The 22,302-nt window shown below is 74.6% G+C and carries 22 protein-coding genes and 1 riboswitch; of the genes, 10 read left to right on the forward strand and 12 right to left on the reverse strand.

Annotated elements, in window-relative coordinates; genetic code table 11:
* The first annotated feature begins 49 nt into the window (after positions 1-49).
* Positions 50-691, forward strand: coding sequence for a hypothetical protein (locus JOE63_RS01735; RefSeq protein WP_087470475.1), 642 nt, complete (start codon positions 50-52; stop codon positions 689-691).
* Between the two features lie 10 nt (positions 692-701).
* Here JOE63_RS01735 and JOE63_RS01740 read toward each other — a convergent pair whose 3' ends face one another.
* Positions 702-1,208: a winged helix-turn-helix transcriptional regulator gene (locus JOE63_RS01740; protein WP_307839894.1), complete on the reverse strand. Its 507-nt coding sequence runs from the start codon at positions 1,206-1,208 to the stop codon at positions 702-704.
* Between the two features lie 118 nt (positions 1,209-1,326).
* Here JOE63_RS01740 and JOE63_RS01745 point away from each other — a divergent pair, with 118 nt between their 5' ends.
* Positions 1,327-2,829, forward strand: coding sequence for an MFS transporter (locus JOE63_RS01745; RefSeq protein ID WP_204538619.1), 1,503 nt, complete (start codon positions 1,327-1,329; stop codon positions 2,827-2,829).
* Between the two features lie 409 nt (positions 2,830-3,238).
* Here the strand turns inward: JOE63_RS01745 and JOE63_RS01750 are convergent, their stop codons facing one another.
* Entirely contained in the window at positions 3,239-4,147 is a 909-nt protein-coding gene (locus tag JOE63_RS01750) for an SDR family oxidoreductase (protein ID WP_204538622.1), read from the reverse strand.
* A gap of 86 nt (positions 4,148-4,233) precedes the next feature.
* Between JOE63_RS01750 and JOE63_RS01755 the strand changes: the two genes are divergently transcribed.
* Positions 4,234-4,755 (forward strand): low molecular weight protein-tyrosine-phosphatase, encoded by a 522-nt coding sequence (locus JOE63_RS01755; protein ID WP_239576586.1) that lies wholly within the window; start codon positions 4,234-4,236, stop codon positions 4,753-4,755.
* A 56-nt stretch (positions 4,756-4,811) separates the two neighbouring features.
* Here JOE63_RS01755 and JOE63_RS01760 read toward each other — a convergent pair whose 3' ends face one another.
* The 3 genes from JOE63_RS01760 to JOE63_RS01770 form a co-directional block, all read right to left on the reverse strand.
* Positions 4,812-5,399 (reverse strand): VanZ family protein, encoded by a 588-nt coding sequence (locus JOE63_RS01760; RefSeq protein WP_087470478.1) that lies wholly within the window; start codon positions 5,397-5,399, stop codon positions 4,812-4,814.
* 152 nt (positions 5,400-5,551) lie between these two features.
* The gene (gene arr, locus JOE63_RS01765; protein ID WP_087470479.1) at positions 5,552-5,962 is read right to left on the reverse strand and encodes an NAD(+)--rifampin ADP-ribosyltransferase; all 411 of its coding nucleotides are present in this window, start codon (positions 5,960-5,962) and stop codon (positions 5,552-5,554) included.
* Between the two features lie 88 nt (positions 5,963-6,050).
* Positions 6,051-7,235, reverse strand: a complete 1,185-nt coding sequence (locus JOE63_RS01770) for an alpha/beta hydrolase (protein WP_087470480.1) — start codon at positions 7,233-7,235, stop codon at positions 6,051-6,053.
* Between the two features lie 252 nt (positions 7,236-7,487).
* Here JOE63_RS01770 and JOE63_RS01775 point away from each other — a divergent pair, with 252 nt between their 5' ends.
* Positions 7,488-8,819: a carbohydrate-binding protein gene (locus JOE63_RS01775; RefSeq protein ID WP_307839895.1), complete on the forward strand. Its 1,332-nt coding sequence runs from the start codon at positions 7,488-7,490 to the stop codon at positions 8,817-8,819.
* Between the two features lie 151 nt (positions 8,820-8,970).
* On the opposite strand, the gene JOE63_RS21765 is transcribed toward JOE63_RS01775, so the two are convergent.
* Positions 8,971-9,345, reverse strand: coding sequence for a DnaJ family domain-containing protein (locus tag JOE63_RS21765; protein WP_204538625.1), 375 nt, complete (start codon positions 9,343-9,345; stop codon positions 8,971-8,973).
* A 290-nt stretch (positions 9,346-9,635) separates the two neighbouring features.
* Entirely contained in the window at positions 9,636-10,253 is a 618-nt protein-coding gene (locus JOE63_RS01785) for a hypothetical protein (protein ID WP_204538628.1), read from the reverse strand.
* A gap of 288 nt (positions 10,254-10,541) precedes the next feature.
* Here JOE63_RS01785 and JOE63_RS01790 point away from each other — a divergent pair, with 288 nt between their 5' ends.
* The 3 genes from JOE63_RS01790 to JOE63_RS01800 are packed head-to-tail and all read left to right on the forward strand — an operon-like array spanning position 10,542 to position 13,133.
* Positions 10,542-11,726: a pyridoxal phosphate-dependent aminotransferase gene (locus tag JOE63_RS01790; RefSeq protein ID WP_204543389.1), complete on the forward strand. Its 1,185-nt coding sequence runs from the start codon at positions 10,542-10,544 to the stop codon at positions 11,724-11,726.
* A 44-nt stretch (positions 11,727-11,770) separates the two neighbouring features.
* A complete protein-coding gene (locus JOE63_RS01795; protein ID WP_244286329.1) occupies positions 11,771-12,661 on the forward strand; it encodes an endonuclease/exonuclease/phosphatase family protein in 891 nt (296 codons plus the stop codon).
* Positions 12,662-12,704: 43 nt separating this feature from the next.
* On the forward strand, positions 12,705-13,133 hold the full coding sequence (locus JOE63_RS01800) for a DUF1761 domain-containing protein (protein ID WP_204538631.1): 429 nt from the start codon (positions 12,705-12,707) through the stop codon (positions 13,131-13,133).
* On the opposite strand, the gene JOE63_RS01805 is transcribed toward JOE63_RS01800, so the two are convergent.
* Positions 13,134-13,523, reverse strand: a complete 390-nt coding sequence (locus tag JOE63_RS01805) for a CBU_0592 family membrane protein (RefSeq protein WP_204538634.1) — start codon at positions 13,521-13,523, stop codon at positions 13,134-13,136.
* Between the two features lie 216 nt (positions 13,524-13,739).
* On the opposite strand from JOE63_RS01805, the gene JOE63_RS01810 reads away from it, so the two are divergent.
* Positions 13,740-14,657: a LysR family transcriptional regulator gene (locus tag JOE63_RS01810; RefSeq protein WP_087470483.1), complete on the forward strand. Its 918-nt coding sequence runs from the start codon at positions 13,740-13,742 to the stop codon at positions 14,655-14,657.
* 36 nt (positions 14,658-14,693) lie between these two features.
* On the opposite strand, the gene JOE63_RS01815 is transcribed toward JOE63_RS01810, so the two are convergent.
* Complete coding sequence (locus JOE63_RS01815) at positions 14,694-15,239, reverse strand: pyridoxamine 5'-phosphate oxidase family protein (RefSeq protein ID WP_087470484.1); 546 nt, start codon at positions 15,237-15,239, stop codon at positions 14,694-14,696.
* Between the two features lie 89 nt (positions 15,240-15,328).
* Here JOE63_RS01815 and JOE63_RS01820 point away from each other — a divergent pair, with 89 nt between their 5' ends.
* Complete coding sequence (locus tag JOE63_RS01820; RefSeq protein WP_204538637.1) at positions 15,329-16,831, forward strand: lactate/malate family dehydrogenase; 1,503 nt, start codon at positions 15,329-15,331, stop codon at positions 16,829-16,831.
* 122 nt (positions 16,832-16,953) lie between these two features.
* Complete coding sequence (locus JOE63_RS01825; protein ID WP_204538640.1) at positions 16,954-17,817, forward strand: formate/nitrite transporter family protein; 864 nt, start codon at positions 16,954-16,956, stop codon at positions 17,815-17,817.
* Positions 17,818-17,844: 27 nt separating this feature from the next.
* On the opposite strand, the gene JOE63_RS01830 is transcribed toward JOE63_RS01825, so the two are convergent.
* The 3 genes from JOE63_RS01830 to JOE63_RS01840 are packed head-to-tail and all read right to left on the reverse strand — an operon-like array spanning position 17,845 to position 21,988.
* Positions 17,845-18,210, reverse strand: coding sequence for an SdpI family protein (locus JOE63_RS01830; RefSeq protein WP_204538643.1), 366 nt, complete (start codon positions 18,208-18,210; stop codon positions 17,845-17,847).
* A 23-nt stretch (positions 18,211-18,233) separates the two neighbouring features.
* Positions 18,234-20,048: an ABC transporter ATP-binding protein gene (locus JOE63_RS01835; RefSeq protein WP_204538646.1), complete on the reverse strand. Its 1,815-nt coding sequence runs from the start codon at positions 20,046-20,048 to the stop codon at positions 18,234-18,236.
* Complete coding sequence (locus tag JOE63_RS01840) at positions 20,045-21,988, reverse strand: ABC transporter ATP-binding protein (protein ID WP_204538649.1); 1,944 nt, start codon at positions 21,986-21,988, stop codon at positions 20,045-20,047. Before JOE63_RS01840 ends, JOE63_RS01835 begins: the two co-directional genes overlap by 4 nt.
* A 167-nt stretch (positions 21,989-22,155) precedes the next feature.
* Positions 22,156-22,262, forward strand: a riboswitch (glycine riboswitch).
* The last annotated feature ends 40 nt before the right edge of the window (positions 22,263-22,302 follow it).

Consider the following 22,302-nt stretch of genomic DNA (forward strand, 5'->3'; position numbering starts at 1 on the left):
CGCACGCGCCGGACCGGGGCCACGGTCCGCACGAGGAGAGGGACGACCGATGACCACGCAGACCGAGGCGGCGAGCCGTCCGGACGACGGGCTCATCGAGCTCACGGGGCCGGAGCTGCTCGTGCTCCTGTCGCTCAACGAGGGACCTGCCGCCACGAGGACGCGCGAGAACCTGCGCCTTCCCGACGTGCCCGCCGACTCCCCCCTCCTCGCGGCGGGGCTCAGCTCGCTCGTCGTGCGGCGGCTCGCGCGTGTCGAGGGCGAGGTGCTCGCACCCGTCGGCAACGTCGTCCCGCTCACGCGCGTCCTCACGACCGCGACCGAGTGGGTGGAGGCGGCGGCGATCGCGGACGAGCGCACCAACGCCGCGCTGCTCGTCGGCGCGCAGGGCGGTGCGGTCGTGCTCGAGCCGCGCCCGTTCGGCATCTGGCACGTGCGCCCGCTCCAGATGGGCGACCCTCTGCCCGACGCCGCGTCGCGGTTCGTCCGGGCCGCGTTCGCGCAGCTCCCGGGGCGGCCGTTCGGGGGGAGCGTCAAGGTCGTCGACGCGTCCGGGGCCCGCACGGCCGCCGTCCGCGTCGAGAGCGACGGGACGTGGGAGATGACGAGCGGTCCGGCGGGCGACGAGCCCGCACCGTCCCCCATCTCGCCCGACCCGACGTTCGGCGTGCTCGCGACCGCGGTCGCCTGACCGGCGCCCCTCAGAGGTCCTGGAGCGACGCCTCGCGCTCGTCGTAGGCGCTGCGCGCGGCGGCGATGCGCTCCTGGTGCGCCTCGGTCCACACGACGAGCGCCTTGGTCGTCGCGTGGAGGGAGCGCCCCATCTCGGTGAGGGCGTAGTCGACGCGCGGCGGGACGGTCGGGTAGACCGTGCGCTCGACGATGCCGTCGCGCTCGAGCTGGCGCAGCGTGCGCGACAGCATGCGCTGGCTGATCCCGTCGATCTCGCGCTTGAGCTCGGTGAAGCGCATGACCCGGCGGTCGAGCAGCGCGATGGCGAGCAGCGACCACTTGTCCGCGATGCGGTCGAGGATCTGGCGCACCTCGCAGTCCTCGCGCGCGTCCCACTGCCAGACCTCGACGTCGCTCTCCCACTTGGCCGGTGGGCAGCCGTGCCGGCCCTCGGGGGTCGGGACGTCGTCGGACGCGCCGGCGCGAGCAGCCTCGTGCCCGTCCGCGGACCGTCCGCGCGCCGCCACGGTATCCACGGTGATACCAGGTGAGTCGAATGTGCCGTCTTCCATGCCTCCTGATCCTGTCCCACGATGGGCTCGGTATCAAGAGGTAACCGAGTACCGAGAGGTGCTCAGGAGGAAGGGGACGTTCATGACCGACGGGACGACGAGCCGCAGCCGCGAGAGCGTGCGGGCGGCCGCACGCTTCACCCTCCGGGACTGGGGGCTGCTCCTCGTGCTGTGCGGGGCGATCTTCCTGGAGGGCAGCGACATCGCGATGCTCTCTGTCGCGCTCCCGGGCATCCGTGCCGACCTGGGGCTCGCGACGGGCGAGCTGGGCGGCGTCGTGACGGCGTACGTCGTCGGGTACGGCGGGTTCATGCTGCTCGGCGGGCGCGCGGCCGACCTCTACGGCCGCCGCCGGATGTTCGTCCTCTGGCTGCTCGTCTTCCTCGTCTTCTCGGGGCTCGGCGGGTTCGCGACCGACGCCTGGATGCTCCTGCTGTCACGCTTCGTCACGGGCGTCGCGGCCGGGTTCCTCACGCCGGCCGGGATGTCGCTCATCACGACGTCGTTCGCCGAGGGGCCGCGCCGCAACCGCGCGCTCGTCGTCTACGGCGCCGCGGGCGCGGCGGGCTTCTCGCTCGGGCTCGTCGTGGGCGGGCTCCTGGCCGCGATCCACTGGCGGTGGGTCTTCTTCGCCCCGGTGCTCCTCGCCGTCGTGCTCCTCGCACTGGCCCTGGTCACGGTCCCGCGCGACACGACGGGCCGCGTCCGCGGCGCGCTCGACGTCCTCGGCGCCGTCCTGGCGACGGGCGCCATGGTCCTGCTCGCCGTCGGCATCGTGCGGCTCGAGCACCCGGGCGAGGGGCTCGCGTGGACGGTCGCCGCGCTCGGGGGCGGTGCCGTGCTCCTCGCGGCGTTCGTCGCACGGCAGCGCCGGGCCCCGCACCCGCTCCTCCCGCTGCGGCTCTTCCGCTCGACCGAGCTCGTGCGGGCGAACGTCACGGCGGTGCTCTTCGCGGGCGGGTTCTACGGGTTCCAGGTGCTCCTCACGCTCTACCTGCAGGAGCTGCGGGGCTGGACGCCGCTGCAGACCGGGCTCGCGATGCTCCTCATGGCGATCGACGTCGTCCTCGCGCCCGTGCTCACGCCGCGCCTCGTGGAGCGGTTCGGGGTGCCACGCGTGATCGTCGGGGGGCTCGTCGCCGGGACGCTCGCCGCGGCGTGGTTCCTCGCGTCGGGGCTCGACTGGACGTACGCCGTGATGGTCCCGTCGATGGCGCTCGTCGGGGTCGCGTTCGCCCTGGTCTACGGGCCGATCGCCATCGCGGCGACCACGGGCGTGACCGACGCGGAGCAGGGGGTGGCCGGCGGCGTGCTCAACACGGCGTTCCAGCTCGGCGCGGCGATCGGCATCTCCGCGGCGACGGCCGTCAGCGTCCTCGCCCTCGGGGACGCGACGGGGCCGGAGGCGGGCCTCGCCGCGTTCCACACCGCGCTGTGGGTCCCGGTCGCGGCGTTCGCCCTCGCGGGGGTCGCGATGGGAGCGCCGCGCCGTCGTCGGGCCACCACCGCGCCCGCGGCGCCTGAGCGGACGACCGCGCTCGACGACGCAGGTCACGTCCCGGAGCCGGCCCCCGCCACCCGCTGAGTGCTGGGTATGTGTCGTCGTCAGGGGATCCGGACGACACATACCCAGCACTCAGCGAGCGGGCGGGCAGCGAGAAGCCCGCGGGCTGGAGGGTTCCTCCTGTCGTGCTGGACGAGGGCACGACGCCCGCGGGCTCCGGTGGTTGCGTGGTACTCGCTCGCCGTCGGGCGCCTCCCCTCGGGAGACCCCGCCCGGTTCACGGGCTCACCGCATCCGGTCCGTTGCTGGATCGGTTGCGCGACGACTAGCGCGCAACCACCTCACGAGTCCGAAGAATCTTCACTTCCAGGACCACCTCCTTTCGCGTGTACGACGACGGTACGTCCGCCCCCGCGGACGGCGCCAGGGGTTTTCGCGCACGGCGTGGAGACGTCGCGCGGTGACACGTCGTGCGGTGAGGCGCCGGGAGTCAGGCGGGACGCAGGTGCGCCCACTCCTCGGGGTAGTCGTCGAGCCACGCGGCGAACGACTGCGCGGGGCGCTCGACGAGGCGGGGGACGACGTCGCTCACGTGCGCGAGCTCGCCCGCGGCGATCGCCGTGTACGACGACACCCACCCGTCGACCTCGAACTGCGGCACCCCGTAGCTCTCGCGCGACGCGTACGCCTCCTCGACGGTCTCGGCGTGGTACGTGATCTCGCGACCCGTGGCGGCGGCCAGGGACTCCGCGACCTCGCCGAGCGTGAGGGCCTCGGGCCCCGTGACACCGTAGGTGGCGCCGTCGTGGCGGTGCGCGTCGGCGTCGAGCAGGACGACGGTCGCGACGTCCGCGATGTCGTCGTGCGACACGGACGCGACCCGGCCGTCGCCCGCGGGTCCGCGGATCACGCCGTCGTCGCCGACCATGAGCGCGAGCCCGCGGTGGTACAGGTTGTCGCGCAGGAACGTGTGGCGCACGCCCGTCGCGCGGATGTACTCCTCGGTGCGCCAGTGGTCGCGCGCGAACGTGAAGACGGCGTCCGGCGCCGCACCGACGAACGACACGTAGACGATGTGCCCCACCCCGGCGGCGATGGCGGCGTCGACCGCCGCGCGGTGCTGCGCGACGCGGTCGAGGTCCTCGCGGGCGGACACGAGGAACACGGTGTCGACGTCCGTGAACGCCGCGACCATCCCGCGCGTGTCCGTGTACCCGCCGACGACGGCGACGTCCGACTCCGGGAGAGGGTCGTCGCCGAGGCTGGGCGCCCGCGCGGCGTCGCGCACGACGAGGCGCTGGGTCGCGCCCTCGGCGGCGAGGCGGAACGCGAGCTTCGACCCCAGGAGCCCGCTCGCGCCCGTCACGGCGATCCGCCCCGACCCCGCCCCGATCATCATGTCCTCACGGTAGACGCGGCGGTCGCGGGGCGCCCGACGACGGCGTGCCCCGCGAGGAGCGCGCGCGACTCCCGCAGAATGGGCTCATGACCAGTGCCGAGGCCCCCGCGCCCTACCGCGTCATGACCGTCTGCACCGGCAACATCTGCCGGTCCCCCATGGCCGAGGTGGTGCTGCGCGACCGGTTCGAGGCCGCCGGGCTCGGAGGCCGCGTCGTCGTCGACTCGACGGGGATCAGCGACGAGGAGCGGGGGAACCCGATCGACCGCCGTGCGCGCAGCGTCCTCGCCGAGCACGGGTACGTCGTCGACGGGACGCACCGCGCCCGCCAGGTGCGCGCGGGCGACCTCGCCGCGCGGGACCTCGTGCTCGCGATGACGTCCCAGCACGCGCGCGCCCTGCGGCGCCTCGACGACGACGCCCCGGTGCGGATGTACCGCTCGTTCGACCCGGTGGCGCCCCGCGTCGCGCCGGGCGAGCCCGAGCACGTGCTCGACATCGCCGACCCCTGGTACGGCGGTCAGCAGGACTTCGAGGACTGCCTCGCCGAGGTCGAGGCCGCGGCGGACGGGATCGTGGACTTCGTGCGGGCGCAGCTCGACCAGTGATCCCCACCGGGGTCCGTCGCCCGCGGTGTCCGGCTCGGTGCCGGTTCAGTGCCGGTTCAGTGCCGCCGTGAGCCGCGGAGGCGCCGCTCTCCGCGCAGCCGCGAGCCCGGGTACCAGCGGAAGCGGTCGACGACGGCGTCCAGGGCGGGCACGCGCGTGAGCGTGGTGACCAGGGCGAAGCCGACTACGCCGCCGACGACGTTGAAGACCAGGTCGTTGACGTCCGCGATGTGGCCGCCGCCCAGAAGGTGCGCGGTGACGAGCTGGGTCACCTCGATCGCCAGGCTGAAGGCCGCCGCCGCGGCGACGGCACCCCACCACGACAGCCTCGCCGTCAGGAGCGGCACGAGCATCCCCAGCGGCACGAACACGAGGATGTTCATCACCGCGTCGGCGACCTCGTAGTCCCTCAGCGGCACGAGTGCCAGGTGGGCGTTCCAGGGAGCGGTGGTCACCGGCTTGTCGAGGAAGATCGGGAACACGGTGTTCGCGACGACACCCGCGGCGTAGACCGCGAGCGCGAGCGCGACGGCGGCTCGCGGCACCGTCAGCCGACCCGCGCGGCGCAGGCGCCACAGCAGGGTCCCGAGCACGACGGCAGCGAGGGGCGCCACGACGGGAAGGACCGGTACCTCGCGAAACACTCCTACCGCTCCTTCTGCTGGGCCGTACGCGACGTCGCCGACGGTAGTGCCGCCCCGCCGCCGGGGTATCCATCGACGGGGCGAACCCTGACCCGGCACCCTCCCCCTGTGGGGGTAGACGACCCCTGCCCGATGCCTGGGCGCGGCAGCCCTCAGTTGATGATCTCGCCCCGCTCGTCGGACAGCAGTGCCGCCAGTCGCGCACGCCAGGACGCCAGCGCGTCCTCGCTCAGGCGCGGCCAGTCGGTGACCTCGCCGACGACCCGCAGCGGTGCGCTGCTGCGGTACGACTGCGTCGGGTTGCCCGGGAACTTCTTGTCGGTGACGTTGGGGTCGTCCTCGAACGGACCGGTCGGCTCGACCTGGTAGACCCGAGGTGCCGCGTCGCCGGCCGCGAGCTCGGCGGCGAGGCCGGCGCCGTCGACGAGTGCCGTGAAGTACACGTGGTTCATGGTGACCTCGGGCCGGTAGTTCGAACGGAAGCCCGCGGTCAGCAGGTCGCCCGTCCGGAGATCGGCCTTCGTGCCGTGGAAGAACGGCCCCTCGTCCAGTGCCTGGTTCACGTGCCCACGGTAGGCCCATGACCCCCCGCAGGGCGGGACGCCCAGGGCGGGGGTGCGGTGTCGTGGGCCGGCCTCGTCCGGACTCCGTTCACCGGCGGCCGGCCCGGTTGCCGCGCAGCGTCCCGACGGCAGAGCCGACCGTGCGCGCGACGGCGCGCCCGGCGCGGTGGGCGCCCGCGCCGAGGCGGGAGAGCAGCGGGCCCAGCCGGCGCGACGCGGGCGGTGCGGCGTCGGGAGCGGGGGCGTCGACGTCGGGCACGACCAGGACGACGGGCGCGGGGCGCGGGAGGTACGCGCCGACCCACTGCGCGATGCGCCCGTACGCGAGCGCGCGCACGGGCCGGGCCGAGAGGACGACGTCGTGCAGGGCGCCGTCCAGGCGCGCGACCGTGACGAGGTCGCCGAGCTGGACGGACCGCTGCGCGACGCCGTCCACGTCGATCGCCGTGTCCGTGTGCATCATCTCGGGCGTCCAGCGCGGGAGCAGCGTGCTGCGGGCGGAGAGCAGCACGAGCACCGGCGCCCCGATGGCCAGGCCGCGCGCGACCGTCTGCTGCCCGCGGAAGACGGCGGACAGCCACGCGGGCGTGGTGCGGAACCCGTGCTGGGGGCGCCACGCGAGGTCGTACGTCCACTCGCCGTCGAAGTCCTTGCTCACCGAGCGCGTGTAGAAGCCGAGGTCGACGTTCGGCAGCGGGCGCGTCGGCGTGAGGCGGGCGCGGGCCCCGATCACGGGCTCGAGCAGCAGGCGTCCCACCTCCCGCGTCTGGAACTCCAGCCACGGGCTGTTGAGGACGAGCGCCGCCGCGCGGCCGGGGTTCCGGGCGAGCCAGAGGCTGAGGGTCAGGCCCCCCGTGGAGTGGCCCATGAGCACGAGCTCGCGCGGTGAGCGCCCGTCACCGCGGTGGCCGATCGCCGTGAGCGCGGCCTCGATGTCCTCGTCGTACGCCCCGAGGTCCGTGACGAATCCCGGGGTCTGGCCGGGGCGCAGGCTGCGCCCGTACTTGCGCAGGTCGAGCGCGTGGAAGCGCGCGCCGTGCGCCTCCCAGAAGTCGGCGAGCTCGGTCTGGAAGAAGTAGTCCGACCAGCCGTGGACGTACAGGACGTCCAGGTAGGGGGCGGTTCCGTCGTCACCCCCGGCCGGGGTGCGGGCGCCCCCGGCCCGACGGCGGCGCACGAGCGTGGCGACGACGTCGCCCTCGTCGTCCGGGGCGAGCGGCAGCGTGAGCTGCTCGTAGTCGTCCCCGAGGACGTCGGGCTGCCAGTCGGCCATGCCGCCGACCCTAGGCGCGCGGGCGGGAGGCCGCTCGCGCGCGCTCGGTACGGGACACGTCGCCTCCCGGCCGGCCACGGCCGGGAGGTCCGGGACCACCCGTACCCCGCGCGCCCCCCCGCGCCCCGGCGAGCGGCGCGGATCGTGTGGTTCTCCCTCATGCGCGACGCGGTCGCGCGCTTGCAGACTGGCGGCATCATCGGCCGACGGCGCCCGTCTCGGCCGCCGTGCGACCGAACCCGAGGTGCCCCCGTGAGATCTCGTCCGACCCCGCTCCTCGCCGGAGCGGCCACCGTCGCCCTGGCGGCGGCCCTCGTGGGCGGCGCCGCCGTCGTCCCGGGTGCGCTCGCCCCGGCGGCCGCGGCCCAGTGCTCGACCACCGTCTGGGCGGAGGGCTCCACGTACGCCGCCGGCGCCCAGGTCACGTACGGCGGGCGCACGTACACCGCGCGCGTCACGCACACGGCCTACGTCGGCACCGGCTGGAACCCCGCCGCGACCCCGACGCTGTGGACCGACGGCGGGACGTGCGACCCGACGGATCCCACCGATCCGACGGATCCCACCGATCCGACGGATCCCACCGATCCGACGGACCCCACTGATCCGACCGATCCCACCGACCCGACCGACTGCGCGGTCCAGGGCAAGCCGGCGGGCAAGGTGCTCCAGGGGTACTGGGAGAGCTGGGACGGCGCGTCCAACGGCGTGCACCCGGGCCTGGGGCACATCCCGATCGACGACGCCCGGATCTCCGCGCACGGCTACAACGTCGTCACCCTCGCGTTCCCCGTGATCCTCTCCGACGGCACCGTGCTGTGGCAGGACGGCATGGACACCGGGGTCGACGTGCCGACGCCCGCCGAGATGTGCGCGGCGAAGGCGAACGGCACGCGCCTGCTCCTGTCGATCGGCGGCGCGACCGCCGGGATCGACCTGTCCAGCCCGGCCGTCGCGGACCGCTTCGTGGAGACGGTCGTGCCGATCCTGCGCGACAACCACTTCGACGGCATCGACATCGACATCGAGACGGGGCTGTCCGGCAGCGGGAGCATCAGCACGCTGTCGACGTCGCAGTCGAACCTGATCCGCATCATCGACGGCGTCCTCGCGGAGATGCCGAGCGGGTTCGGTCTCACGATGGCGCCCGAGACGGCGTACGTCACGGGCGGCAGCGTCGTGTACGGGTCGATCTGGGGCTCGTACCTGCCGATCATCAAGAAGTACGTCGACAACGGCCGCCTGTGGTGGCTCAACATGCAGTACTACAACGGCTCGATGTACGGGTGCAGCGGCGACTCGTACGGCGCCGGGACCGTCCAGGGTTTCCAGAAGCAGACCGACTGCCTGAACGCCGGCCTGACGATCCAGGGCGTCACCGTGAAGGTGCCCTACGACAAGCAGGTCCCGGGGCTCCCCGCCCAGGCGGGCGCGGGCGGCGGCTACATGGCGCCGTCGCTGGTGACGCAGGCGTACCAGCCGTACGCGTCGCGTCTCAAGGGCCTCATGACGTGGTCGATCAACTGGGACGGCTCCAAGGGCTGGACGTTCGGCGACAACGTCCGCGCGCTCCAGGGCCGCTAGCAGGGCCAGGGCTCTCCTGCGCCCGCTCCACCGCCGAACACGACCTGGGGGTCGTCATCAGCCCGATGACGACCCCCGTGTCGTGTGTGCGGCGGGTGGTTCCTGCCTGCTCCGTGCTACGGGCGGCGGTCTGCGGGACGAGGCCGTGGGGCTAGGCGGTCCGCCCGCGCCGTGCGCGCCAGCGTGCGACCTCGTGCTCGACGTCGCGCGTGGGCGTGACCACAGGCGGCCCGCCCAGGAGCTGGCGGCGGGCGTCGACGACGCGCGCGTTGAAGTCGGCCAGGATCTCGCGGACGGTCGTCTCGTCGAGCTCGCGGTCGAGCCGGTCGTCGAGCTCTCGACCCTCCTGCTTGAGCAGCATCGCCGGAGGGCCCAGACCCGTGAGCTGCTCGCGCTCGATGACGGACTTGAGCCACCAGTCGGGGTCGTGCGACCCGGTGAGGCCGGGGATCGGCTTGCCCGCGAGCGGGAGGTCGTCGAACTCCCCTCGTCGGATGGCCTGATCGATCACCGTGTCGACGTACATCGCACGATCCTCGGGTCGTACACGCCGCGGGCCGCGGGGCGCAGCGTCATCGTCAGGCGCCGGGGACTCCGCGGGTGCCGCGTCCCCGGCGGGACCAGGCACGTCCGTGTGTCCCGGGTCCCCGTGCTCCGACTCCTCGCGCGCGGTCTCGCGGTCGACCCGGTACTGCGCGGCGCGCCGGACCGGGTCGTCGTCGGGGGTGCTGCGGGACCGTCGTCGGAACACGAGAACCTCCTCTGTCGCCGTCCGTCCACCTTAAGCACGCGGGGCGGTGCGGGACGAGAGGGCGGTCAGCCGTCCAGGAGCGGGTGGTAGCGACGGCGCAGCCCGCGGTCGACGGCGGCGACCACTCCGGCCACGGACAGCACCGTGTTCACGGAGGCGGGCAGGTCGGGCACGAACGGCGGCGTCCAGCCGGTGAACCCGGAGACGAGGTCGAGGAGCTGCGGCACCTGCGTCACGAGCGCGACCACGAGCACGACCCACGCCGTGACGCCGACGGCGCGGCTCGCCGTCGGGCGCTCGCGGTCCATGCGGTCCCGCCACGCCTCGGCGGTCCCGGGCATCGGCGGGACGTCCTGGCGGTGACCGACGGCGTCGACGACGCGCACGTACCGCATCCCGTAGAGGCTCATCCGGGCCTCGAGGGCCGCACCGCCGAGGTCGAACCGGGCGCGGGACCGCTGCTCGTCGACGAGGCGACGGTCGCGGTACAGCCGGATGCGCTCGTCCCAGTCGAGGAAGTCGACGTCCACGACGTACTCGTGCCCGCCGTGGCGCAGCACGAACGCGCTGCGCCACAGCACGCCCCATCCCCGGACCGGCCGGAACGTCTCGTCGCGACCTCCTCGCCCGTGACCGTCCCTCGCCCGCCCGTCGGCGCCCTCGTCCCCCGTGTCCTCGGTCATGGCCCCATCCGACCCCGGCGCCACGGCCCGGCGCGTCGCCCGAACGACCGACGTCGCGCCATCGGCCCCGTCGAGCTCCCCCCAAGGGATGACCCCGCTCCGCCGAACCCGGGCTTGTGGGCGACCCTGCCGCCGAACCCACCCGAAACCCCGGGTTCGGCACCGTGGGCCGCCGGCGACCCCGGGGTTCGGCGCGCGAGGGGTGCCTGGCCGGCGGCCGGGGCCGACGAAGCCCGGACAGCCCGGCCGACCCCGCTGACCCGGCATGATGGCTCCATGTCCGGGTCGATGAAGGTCTCACGCCGCTCGCACGTGCCGCCGTTCGCGGTGATGGAGGTGCTCGCGGAGGCGAACAGGCTGCGCGACGCGGGGGCGTCCGTCCTCAACCTGTGCGCGGGCGAGCCGTCGACGGGGGCGTCGGACGTCGTCCGGCGCCGCGCGATCGAGCTGCTGGAGCACGGCGACCTCGGGTACACGGAGTCGCTCGGCGTCCCGGCCCTGCGACGGGCGATCGCGGAGCACTACGACCGCTGGTACGGCGTCGAGGTCGACCCGGCGCGCGTCGCGGTGACGACCGGGTCCTCCGGCGGGTTCCTCCTCGCGTTCCTCGCGGCGTTCGACGTCGGCGACCGCGTCGCGCTGGCCCGCCCCGGCTACCCCGCGTACAAGAACATCCTGCGCGCGCTGGGCTGCGAGGTCGTCGAGCTCGACTGCGGACCCGAGACGCGCTACCAGCCCACGGTGTCGCAGCTCATGGAGGCGTACTACGACGGCGGTCTCGACGGCCTGGTCGTCGCGAGCCCGGCGAACCCGACGGGGACGATGATCCTGCCCGCCGAGCTCGACGCCGTCGCGGCGTGGTGCGCCGACCACGACGTCCGCCTCGTGAGCGACGAGATCTACCACGGCATCACGTACGACGACGCGGCGGGGGCCTCTCCCGCGGCGCTGCCGACGGCGGCGCGGTACGTCGGCGAGGGCGCCGTCGTCGTCAACTCGTTCTCCAAGTACTGGGCCATGACCGGCTGGCGCCTGGGGTGGCTCGTGCTGCCCGACGAGCTCGTCGGGCCGGTCGACGCGCTGGCGGGCAACGTCGCGCTGTCCCCGCCCGCGCTCGCGCAGCACGCGGGCGTGGCAGCGTTCTCGCCCGAGGGGTACGCGGCCGCCGCGGAGAACGTCGCGCGCTACGCGACGTCGCGCGAGCTCGTGCTGTCGCGGCTCGACGACCTCGGGTGGTCGCGCGTCGCCCCGGCCGACGGCGCGTTCTACGTCTACGCCGACGTCTCCGGCGACGGCCTCGACTCCGTGGCGTGGTGCGAGCGGCTGCTCGCCGAGGCGGGCGTCGCGCTCACCCCGGGCACGGACTTCGACGGCGTCCGCGGCGGCGACTGGGTGCGCCTCTCCTTCGCGGCAGCCCCGGAGACCGTCGCGGAAGCGGTGGAGCGCATCGTCGCCTGGCGCCGCACCCTCTGACGCGTCTGGTCGCGACCGTCGCGGGCTCGCGCGAGGATCGTGCGGTGCCGACCGAACCCACCTCGTCAGGACTGCCTCCTCGACCCGACGGCGCGCTGCGCCTCGCGACGTTCAACGCCCTGCACGGCGCCGCGCTCGACGGGACGGTCGACGTCGAGCGGTTCGCGCGCGCGGTCGCGTACCTCGACGCGGACGTGCTCGCGCTGCAAGAGGTGGAGCGCGACTCCCCGCGCTCGCAGCGCGTCGACCTCGTCGCGGTCGCCGCGGAGGCGCTCCGCGCCGACCATCGGCACTTCTCCCCGACCTTGCGCGGCGCTGCCGGCGCGTGGGTCCGGGCCGCGCGGCCGGGTGCGGGCGTGCGGCGCGTGCCCGGCGTCGCGTCCTACGGGATCGGGCTGGTCAGCCGGTTCCCGGTCGCGCGGTGGTCGCGGCTCGAGCTCGACCGGATGCCGTGGCGCTCGCGCGTCCGCCGCCGGACGCCAGGTTCGGTGAGCGGTGCCGCGCGCCTCGTCCCGTTCCGCGTCGTCCCGGACGAGCCCCGTGCGGCGCTCGCGGCCGCCGTCGTGACGCCGTGGGGACCGCTCACCGTGGTCACAACCCACACGACGTCCCGCCCCGAGTTCACGGCGGACCAGCTCCGGTCCCTCGTCCGGGCGTGCGCGCCGCTCCCCCGGCCTCTCGCGCTGCTCGGGGACCTCAACCTGCGCGCGCCGGAGCCCGCCGAGCTCAGCGGCTTCACGTCGCTCGCCGACGTGCTCACGCACCCCACGGACCGGCCCGTGCGCCAGATCGACCACGTCCTCGTCGACACCACGCCCGGGCAGGCGACGGTCCGGGCGCTCGGCCCCGCGACCGCCGTCGACACCGGCCTGTCCGACCACCGCGCGGTCGTGGTCGACGTCGTTGTCGAACCGCAGGCGGGCGCCACCGCCTGAGCGCTACGCTCCCAGCGAGGCGTCGACGCGAGGGAGCGGTCGAATGGTTCCGGAGATCAACTACTGGGCGGTGCTGGCCGCGACGGTGTCGAGCATGGTCGTGGGCTCGGTCTGGTACACGCCGAAGGTGTTCGGCACCTACTGGATGCGCGTCGCGAAGGTCGACCCGTCCGGGGAGGGGCGGGACGCCGTCGTGCCGATCCTGGTCACGGTCGTGGTCAGCTTCGTCACCGCGTGGGTCCTCGCGGGCGCGACGTACCTCGCGTGGTCGTTCTACGGCGGTGGTTACCTGGGCAACGCGCTGCTGACCGCCGTCGTGCTGTGGGCGGGGTTCACCGCCGCGCGGTTCGTCACGCACGACGCGTTCGAGGGCCGGCCGGCGGGGCTCACGGTCCTCAACGCCGCGCACGAGCTGGTCACCGTGCTGGTGATGGGCCTGCTGATCGGGCTCATCACGCCCGCCGGCGTGTAGTCAGGCGGCGAGCCCGACCTCGCGCGGCGAGGGGTCGCCGTCGGGGAGGACCGACTCGGGGGCGGTGGGAGCGGCCGCGCCCGGGACGACCGCGGCCGTCGGGGTCGCCGCGTCGTCGACGGCCGCGCGGCGGCGCGCCCGCGCGCGGACGATCACGACGATCGCCTGCACGCCGATGAGGATCCACACGATGTTGGCGGCCACCGACGGCCACACCCCGTTCGCGGCGGCGACCATGCCCATGAGGCCAGCCGCGGTGAGGTTGGTGAGCTGGAACGGGGCGGAGGACGCGGCCCAGCGGCCGCGGCTGACCATCGCGTAGGCGACGACGCCGGCGGCGGCGCCGATCCAGCCGAGGAACATGACGAACGCGTCGAGGGTGACGGGCACAGCGGTACTCCGGTGATGAAGAGGGGTGGAGGGGGGTACCGCGACGCTGCGGTGGCTGTGCGCTCCGGGCCGGTGGCTGGTGGCGCGGGTGGTGCGGAAGCTCGGGCGCCGACCCGTAAGGAGGAGGAGGTAACCGACCGGCGCCACGACAAGTGTGAGGCCTCCCGCGCTTCAGCACAATCGAAGTATCCTGCACCGGCCGTTTAGCATCTCTACATGGCGACCGACCCACGCAGACTTGGTTTTCTCCTTGCCGTGCACCGCGGTGGGGGCATTCTCGCGGCAGCAGATCTCCTGCACGTCACCCCGTCGGCGGTCTCCCAGCAGATCCAGCGGCTCGAGGCGGAGGAGGGCGTCGCGGTCCTCGACCGCGGCCCGCGCGGCGTGACCCTCACGCCGGCCGGGCGCGTGCTCGCGGAGACGGCCGAGCGCATCGAGACGGAGCTCGTCGAGGCGCGCAAGGCGCTCGCCGCGCTCGGGGACGAGGTCAGCGGCCGGGTCGCGGTCGGGTCGTTCCAGACGGCGATCCGCGCCGTCGTCGCGCCCGTCGCCGGGCGCCTCGCGGAGACGGCGCCCGGCATCGAGCTCGACGTGCAGGAGCGCGAGCCCACCGAGGCGCTGCGCCTCCTGCGCGCGGGCGAGCTCGACGTCGTGCTCCTGGAGCGCGACTACGAGGCCGACTCCCCCGCGCCGCGCGGGACGCGCGAGATCGTGCTGCTCGACGAGCCGTGGCGGCTCGTGGTCCCGGCGAGCATGCCCACCCCGACCCGCCTCGACGACGTGCGCGACGTCGTCTGGCTCGGACCCGAGCCGGGCACCGCCGCGGCGCGCGCCCTGCGCCGTCTGGCCCGCGGGCTCGGCGGGACCGTGCGCACGCGGCACAACTACTACGACTTCGACGTCGCGCTGTCGCTCGTCGCGGCCGGGCTCGGCGTCGCGATGCTCCCGGCGCTCGCTGTCGAGGGCGGCGCGTCGGACGAGGTGCCCGACGGCGTCACGGTCGTCGGCCTGCCCGGCCTCGGCTCCCGCCGCCTCGTCGCACGCCACCGCGCGACCCGGCACGAGCCCCGGCCGGTCGTCTCCGCGGTCCTCGACGAGATGGTCGCCGCCGCGGCGGACATCGCCTTCGCCTGACGTCTGACCAGGCCTCTACCTCGCGCGACCTGGGCGCTACCTCGGCGGGAGGTCGAAGCGGGTGGCGCCGTAGGGCTCGGCCGTGCCGAACGCGAACACGCGCTCGGGGACCAGGCGGTAGACCGCCCACGGCGGCGGTCCGGCCGACGGCGCGCTGAACTCGGCGGTGAGCGCGTCGCCGTCGACGGTCGCGGGCCACCCGTCGGCGCGGAACCCCGCCGCCGCGCGCTCCAGGGCCTCGGGGTCGGTGACGCGCTCGGCCCGGCCCTCGACGGTGAGGTCGAACGGCTCCGTCGCGACCGTGAGCGTGCAGCGCGGGTCGCGGTGCAGGTTCCGGTTCTTGCGCGTGCCCTCGCCGGAGCACAGGAAGATCTCCTCGTCGAGGACGAGCGCGCCGAACGGCACGACGTGCGGCTTCCCGTCGGGGTCGGTCGTCGCGAGCCACGTGGTGTGCCGGTTCGGCCCGCCGGCCCCGGGCTCCTGCGGGAGCCGGCCGAACAGCGTGTCGTGCACGCGCGCCCACTCGATCGGCGGCGTCCCGTAGCCGTCGAGGTTCTTCACCGTCGGGTCGGCGGTCGTCATCGTCCTGCTCCTCTCGTCCCGGTGCGTCCTCACCGGTGATGACGCGCCGAGGCGCCCGGACTCATCGGTCGGGGACGTAGCCTGCCGGGGTGGACGTAGCGGTGGTGGGGGCGACGGGGGACGTCGGCCGGCAGGTGTGCACGCAGATCGTCGAGCGACGGGTGCTCCCGCCGACGGCGCGGCTCCAGCTCGTCGGCCGCGCGGGCGGGGCGTCGGGCCGGGCCGTGCACGGGCTGCGCGCGGACCTGGTCGACGCGTACGACGAGCACGCGCCGCTCCTCGACGTCGCGCACTCCCCCGACGACGTCACGGCGGACGTGATCGTGGTCGCCGCGGGCCTGACGCCCCCGGCCCGGACGGGAGCCGACCCCGACCGACGGGCCCTGGCCGCGACGAACGGCGCCGTGCTCGCCGAGTACGCCGACGCGATCGCGCGGCACGGCTCGGGGCACGAGGTGGTCATCGTCGTGACGAACCCCGTGGAGCTCGGCGTCGCGGTCATGGCGGAACGGCTCGGGCGGCACCGCGTGCTCGGGATGGGCGCGTGGCTCGACACGCTGCGGTTCCGGCGCGAGCTCGCGGTCGAGCTGGGCGTGCGCCGGCACCGCGTCGGCGGGTTCGTCGGCGGCCAGCACGGCGAGGACGCCGTGCCGCTGTGGTCGACGGTCCGGGTGAGCGGGCTCGACGCCGACGAGCGCGCCCGCGCCGTCGCGGCGCTCCGGCGCGGCCGCACGCTCGACGCGCTGCCCGCCGAGATCGCCGCGGCGAAGACCGAGCTGGCGCGCGTCGCAGCCGAGGACATGGGTGCGGCGTTCGACCTCATCGACGCGTGGCCGGCCGACCTGCGGCTCGTCGCGCGCCCGTGGATGACGCACCAGTCCGGCGCCAAGACGCCCGCCGGGACCGCCAGCGCGACCGTCGACCTCCTCGAGGTGATCCTCGACGGTCGCGAGATCGTCGTCGCCGGGCAGGTGGCCCTCGACGGGGAGCTCGACGGGCGCCTCGACGGGATGCCCTCGGGGCCCGACGGCGCCCCGTACCGGGGCGTGCTCGGCGTCCCCGTCGTCCTCGGGCCGGGCGGGTGGACGCGCGTCCTCCTCGACGAGCTGCCCGACGACGAGGCGCGCCGCCTCGCGCACGCGGCGGACGGCGTCGGGCGCATGGTCGCCGCGAGCGTGACGCCCGGCCGGGACGACCGGTCGGGACGGCCCGAGGGGGCCGGGACCGCCGCAGGTGCCCCCGCCGCACCGTCGCGCGCCCACGACCTCGGTGAGCCGGCCCGCGCGGGCGACCGGGCGCCGTCGGGCCGGGCGGAGACCGCGTGGGTCGCGACCGTGCACGGCCTCGACCAGCCGGGCACGCTCACGGCGCTGACCGGGGTGTTCTCGACGCGCGGGGTCAGCTTCGACTCGCTCGCGACGGAGCCGGTGGACGACGACGGCCGGGCCGGGCGGATCGTCGTGACGTTCCGCGCGACGCCGCGCCGCGCGCGGGCCCTCGAACGCGCGGTCCGGCGACTCGCGACGGTCCGGTCCGTCGTGGTCGAGCCCGCGCCGGGTACCGAGTTCTCACAGGGCGGCCCCGCGCGCTGAGCGACCCCGGTAACGAGGCCGCTCCCCGGCGGGAACGCGGGCGAAACCGCGGGTTCCTAGCGTGGGACGCGCCGTCGGGCACTCCCCTGCCGCGACGTCGCCTCAGAGACCGGAGCCCGCCCATGTCCTACGTCAAGCCCGCCGAGCTCGTCCCGACGATCATCGACGCCGGTGCCAACAAGGTCCTGCTGTCCACGCGCGACACGCTCGTCCGCTCCACGATGGGCGGCGCGATCCTCGCGATCGCCGCCGCGTTCGCCGTGACCGTGACGGTCACGACGGGCCACGCGATCCTCGGCGCCGTCCTCTTCCCCGTCGGGTTCATCCTGCTCTACCTGCTCGGGTACGACCTGCTCACCGGCATGTTCGTCCTCGGCCCGCTGGCCTGGCTCGACAAGCGGCCCGGCGTCACCGTGCGCGGCGTGCTGCGCAACTGGGGCCTCGTGTTCGCGGGGAACTTCCTCGGCGCGTTCGCCGTCGCCGTCATGATGGCGATCGTCGTGACGTACGGGTTCGACACCCCGCCCAACGAGGTCGGTCAGGCGATCGGGCACATCGGCGAGGGCCGCACGGTCGGGTACGCGGAGCACGGGGCGTCGGGCATGCTCACGCTGTTCGTGCGCGGCATGCTGTGCAACTGGATGGTCTCCATGGGCGTCATCGGCGCGATGATCGCGAAGGACGTGCCCGGCAAGGCCATCGCGATGTGGATGCCCGTGATGCTGTTCTTCTTCATGTCGTTCGAGCACTCGATCGTCAACATGTTCCTGTTCCCGTCCGGGCTGCTGCTCGGCGGCGAGTTCACGATCATGGACTACCTCGTCTGGAACGAGATCCCCACCGTGCTCGGCAACCTCGTCGGTGGACTGCTCCTCACCGGCCTCCCGCTCTACCTCACCTACGGCCGCCCGGCGTCGCGCCGCTCGGCCCTGGAGCCCCAGCCCGGCCCGACGGCGGAGCGTGAGCTGGTCTCCGAGCCCGCCTGACGCGATCCCGCCCGACCTGGGCGCGCGTCAGCGGCTCCGGTCGACCCCGCGTCGCACGGCGTGGGTCCCGACGACGAGCCCGCCGACCGTGAGGGCGAGCGTCAGGCCCGTCGCGACCAGCACGACGACGAGACCCGCGTCGTCGCCGACGAGGAACAGCACCGGCGCGGCTGCGACGAGCACCCAGCCCGCGGCCTCGCTCAGCGGCCGTGCCGCACGGTGGGCGGTCTGCCACGCCTCGTCGCTCGCGAGCGTCGTCGCGGTGCGGATCCCGGCGACGTGGTTGCGACCGACGCGACCGGACGCCGTCGCCCGGGCGCACCAGACGAGCAGGACCCCGGCACCGGCGAGCACGAGCAGGAGGACGACGTCGGCGATCGTGTCGGCGGTCATGGCCTCACCCTGCCAGAGGGCCGTCACTGGTAGGCGCGGGCCTGGAGCGCGTACATCTCGGCGTACGACCCGCCCGCGGCGGCGAGCTCGTCGTGCGTGCCGAGCTCGGCGACGCGGCCGCCGTCGAGCACGACGATGAGGTCGGCGTCGCGCACGGTCGAGAAGCGGTGCGAGACGAACAGCGTGACGCCGCCGGAGGTCGTGCCGGTCCGCCGTGCCGTCTCGGTGAACCGCTCGAACAGCGCGTGCTCCGCGGTCGCGTCGAGCGCGGACGCGGGCTCGTCGAGCGCGAGCAGGATCGGGTCGGGGCGCAGGAGCGTGCGGGCCAGCCCGAGCGTCTGCCACTGCCCGCCCGAGAGCTGGGTGCCGTCGGCGTAGCCCGTGCCGAGGATCTGGTCCAGGCCGTCGGACGAGCGCTCGACGATCGGTCGGGCGCGGGCCTCGTCGAGCGCGGCCCACAGGACGTCGTCGTCGTGGAGCGCGTCCACGCGCCCGATCCCGACGTCCTCGCGCAGCGAGAGCTCGAGGCGCGCGAAGTCCTGGAACAGCGTCGCGACGCGCGACTGCCACGCGGCGGGCGCCACCTCGGCGAGGTCGACGCCGTCCGCGAGGATGCGGCCCGACGTCGGCCGGTACAGCCCGCACAGGAGCTTGACCAGGGTGGACTTCCCCGCGCCGTTCTCCCCCACGAGCGCGACGGTGGCCCCGGCGGGCAGGTCGAGCGTGACGCCGTCGAGGAGGGGTCGGTCCGCGCCGGGGTAGGCGAACGTGAGGTCCTGGACGCGCACGCCCTGCTCGAGCCGGGCGGGGAGCGGCCCGACGGCGGGCGTGGCCTGGGCGGGCGCCCCGCCCGTGGGGGCTCGGCCCGGGGGTGTCGCCGTCGCGCGCAGCTCGAGGAGCTTCTCGACCGTCCGACCGGCGTCCTGGAGGTTGCCGAACAGCGACAGCGCGCCCGCGACCTGGGTGCTCACCTGGATGGCGAGCGTGACGACGAGCACGACCTGACCGATGGCCGCCATGCCCGACGCGGCGCTGCGGAGCACGAGGAGGACCGCGGCCCCGTAGGCGAGCGCGAACCACACCTGGCCCGCCGCGCGCAGCAGCGCGGAGCGCCGGTGCGCGCTCCACAGGACCGCCGTCGTGCGGTCCCACGCCGCGCGCTGCCGGTCCGCGACGAGGCGACGTGCGCCGAAGAGCCGGATCTCCTTGGCCGACGAGCCCGTCGTCCCCGCGGTGACGAGGTGCCGCGAGAGGCGCACGTCGTCGGCCGCGGCGTCGCGCGCCCTGTCGAGCACCCGCTGCGCGCGGTCGGCGAACCAGACGGGCGGCAGGGCCGCGAGGGGCAGCAGGAGCAGCCACGGCTCGACGAGACCGAGGATGATGGTGGTGACCAGCACCTGGAGCACCATGCCGCCGAGCTGGAGCGTGCCCTCGAGGGCCAGCCGGACCCGTTGCAGGCCCTCCGTCACGGAGGTGAGGAGACGGACACGGTCCGGGTCGTCGAGCTCGGCGAGGTCCGCCGAGCCGTGCGTGAGCTCGGCGACCTCGTCCAGCAGACGGAGCTGCTGGAGGTCCGCGACCTCGAAGTACGACAGGTGGGCGAAGTGGCCCAGCATGAGCTCGGCGATGACGAGGGCGGTGACCGCGCACGCGAGCCCGACGGCGCGCGCGACGTCCTGGTCGACCAGCGCGTCGGTGAAGAGCCCCAGCCCGACGCCGACGAGGGGACCCGCGAGGAACCCGACCGTCAGGAGCACGACCGCCACGAGCAGGCGACGCCGGTCCGTCCGCCAGGCGAGGGAGAGCATGAACCGGGCAGCGAGAGCGACGCGCTTCATCGGGCCCCTCCGGAGGTCAGGGCCGTCTCGGGGCTGGCCGCGCCGGGGTCGGGGTCCGGGTCGTCGGGCGAGTCGCTGCGGAACCGGCGGGCCTGGAGGACGAAGAGCTCGGCGTAGCGACCGTCGGCGGCGAGCAGCTCGTCGTGGGTGCCCTGCTCGACGACGCGGCCCTCCGCGATGACGACGATCTGGTCGGCCGGGCGGACCGTCGAGAAGCGGTGCGAGATGACGACGGACGTCACCGCGCGCTCGCGCGCCACCGAGGCGACCGCGCCGTGGGCGAGGAAGCGCTCGAAGAACTCCGCCTCCGCACGCACGTCGAGCTGCGCCGTCGGCTCGTCGAGGACGAGGACGTCCGCGCCGCCGGAGACCGCGAGCAGGGCGCGCGCGAGGGCGATGCGCTGCCACTGCCCGCCCGACAGGTCGCGGCCCCCCGCGTAGCCGCCCGAGAGCACCGTGTCAGGGCCGTCGGCGAGGCCGTCCACGACTCCGTCGGCCCCGGCGGCGGTGATCGCCTCGCGCACCCGGTCGGCGTCGTCGCGCAGGCCGGGTGCGCCGAGCCCGACGTTGTCGCTGACGGGCAGCTCGAGGCGGACGTAGTCCTGGAAGATCAGGGCGAGGCGGCGCCGCCACGCCTCGAGCGGGAGGTCGCGCACGTCCACGCCGTCGACCGTGATGCGCCCCCGCGTCGGCTCGTACAGGCGCGCGAGGAGCTTCGTGGTCGTCGTCTTGCCGGCGCCGTTGAGCCCGACGACGGCCGTCGAGGTGCCCGGGACGAGCGTGAGGTCGAGGCCCCGCAGGACCCACGCGCCGTCGTCGGAGTACCGGAACCACACGTCCTCGAAACGGATCACGCCGTGCGGGACGGGGGCGTCGCCGTCCTCGCGCGTGCTCTCGGGCGTCGCGGACCGCAGCTGCCGCTCGAACCGCTCGAGCGCGTCGAACGACAGCAGACCGAACTGCGTGCGGACGTCGCACTCGGGGAAGTACACCCCGAACCGCAGCGGGATGAGCACCGCCTGGATCGCGACGCCGAGCGCGAAGAGGTCGAGCGCGTCGTCGAGCGCGACCAGAACCAGGACGATCGTGCCGCCGACCAGGCCGATCGCCGAGAACCCGACGAACGGCCAGAGCTGGAGCCGACGGTTGACCGCCCACTGCGGCTCGAGGTAGGCCATCGTCTCCCGACGCAGGCGCTCGCGCAGCCACCCGAGCACGCCGAGGAGTCGGACCTCCTTGGTGATCCCGGGCGTGGTCGCGAGCTCCCGCAGGTAGTACATGCGGCGCCGCTGGGGGTGGAGGGTCTTCCAGATCGGGGTGAGCTTGCTGAACGTGCCCCGCACGCCCGCGCGCATGGCGAGCGCCGTCGCGAGGATCACGGCGCCCGCGAGGGGCGAGACGACGGCCGCGACGAGCACGGCCGCGCCGACGAGCTGCACGTAGCGGCCGACGAGCGGGACCAGCGCGCCAGCCGCGTCGCCGGGGCTCATGTTCTGCCGCGCGAACGCCGCGCGGGCGTCGGCGACGACGTCCAGCACCTCGGAGTCGTCCAGCAGCGCGAGGGGGGCGTCGGAGAGCGCCGCGTCGAGGAGCCGGTCGATGCAGCGCTGGTCGACCCGCCGCCCGATCGTCTCGACGATCCCCGTCTGGAACGGCGCGAGGAGCTGCTGCACGACGAGCGCTCCGACCGCGACGCCGAACGCCGCGAGCAGGTCGCCCCAGCCGGCGCTCGCCGCGCCGTCGGACATGCTCGGCAGGAGGAAGAGCACGCGGCCCAGGGCGACGATGGACACGAGCGGCAGGAGGGCGAGGAGGACGCTCAGCGCGAGGCCCACCGCCACGATCGGGACGCCCGCGTGGCGCAGCAGCCCCCACATGGTCGTCCAGCGCCGGACCCGCTCCCCCAGCGGCGGCTGCGAGGCCGCACCTTCGGTCGTCATGACTCCCCCACCCACGTCGCGTCGTCGCCCGTCCGCGATGACGCTAGCGCGGATCGTTCGGGGTCCGTAGTTATTACCCGTCGGGTGAGACGACGGCGGTCTGGGCGCCTCGGCGCGCGCGGCGGCCCGACCGGTATGATCGAGCCCACAACTGCAGTACTGCCGCCCGAACCACGACGGGAGAGCTCGGCGCCACGGTCCTCGGACCGGCGCCGGCGCCGAAGGAGCAAGTCCTCCCCGGGAATCTCTCAGGCCCCCGTACCGTCGAGGTGAGGCAACTCTGGAAAGCGGCCGAGCGCCCGTCGGACCTCCGG

This window comes from Cellulosimicrobium cellulans (assembly GCF_016907755.1).
Lineage (GTDB): Bacteria > Actinomycetota > Actinomycetes > Actinomycetales > Cellulomonadaceae > Cellulosimicrobium > Cellulosimicrobium cellulans_D.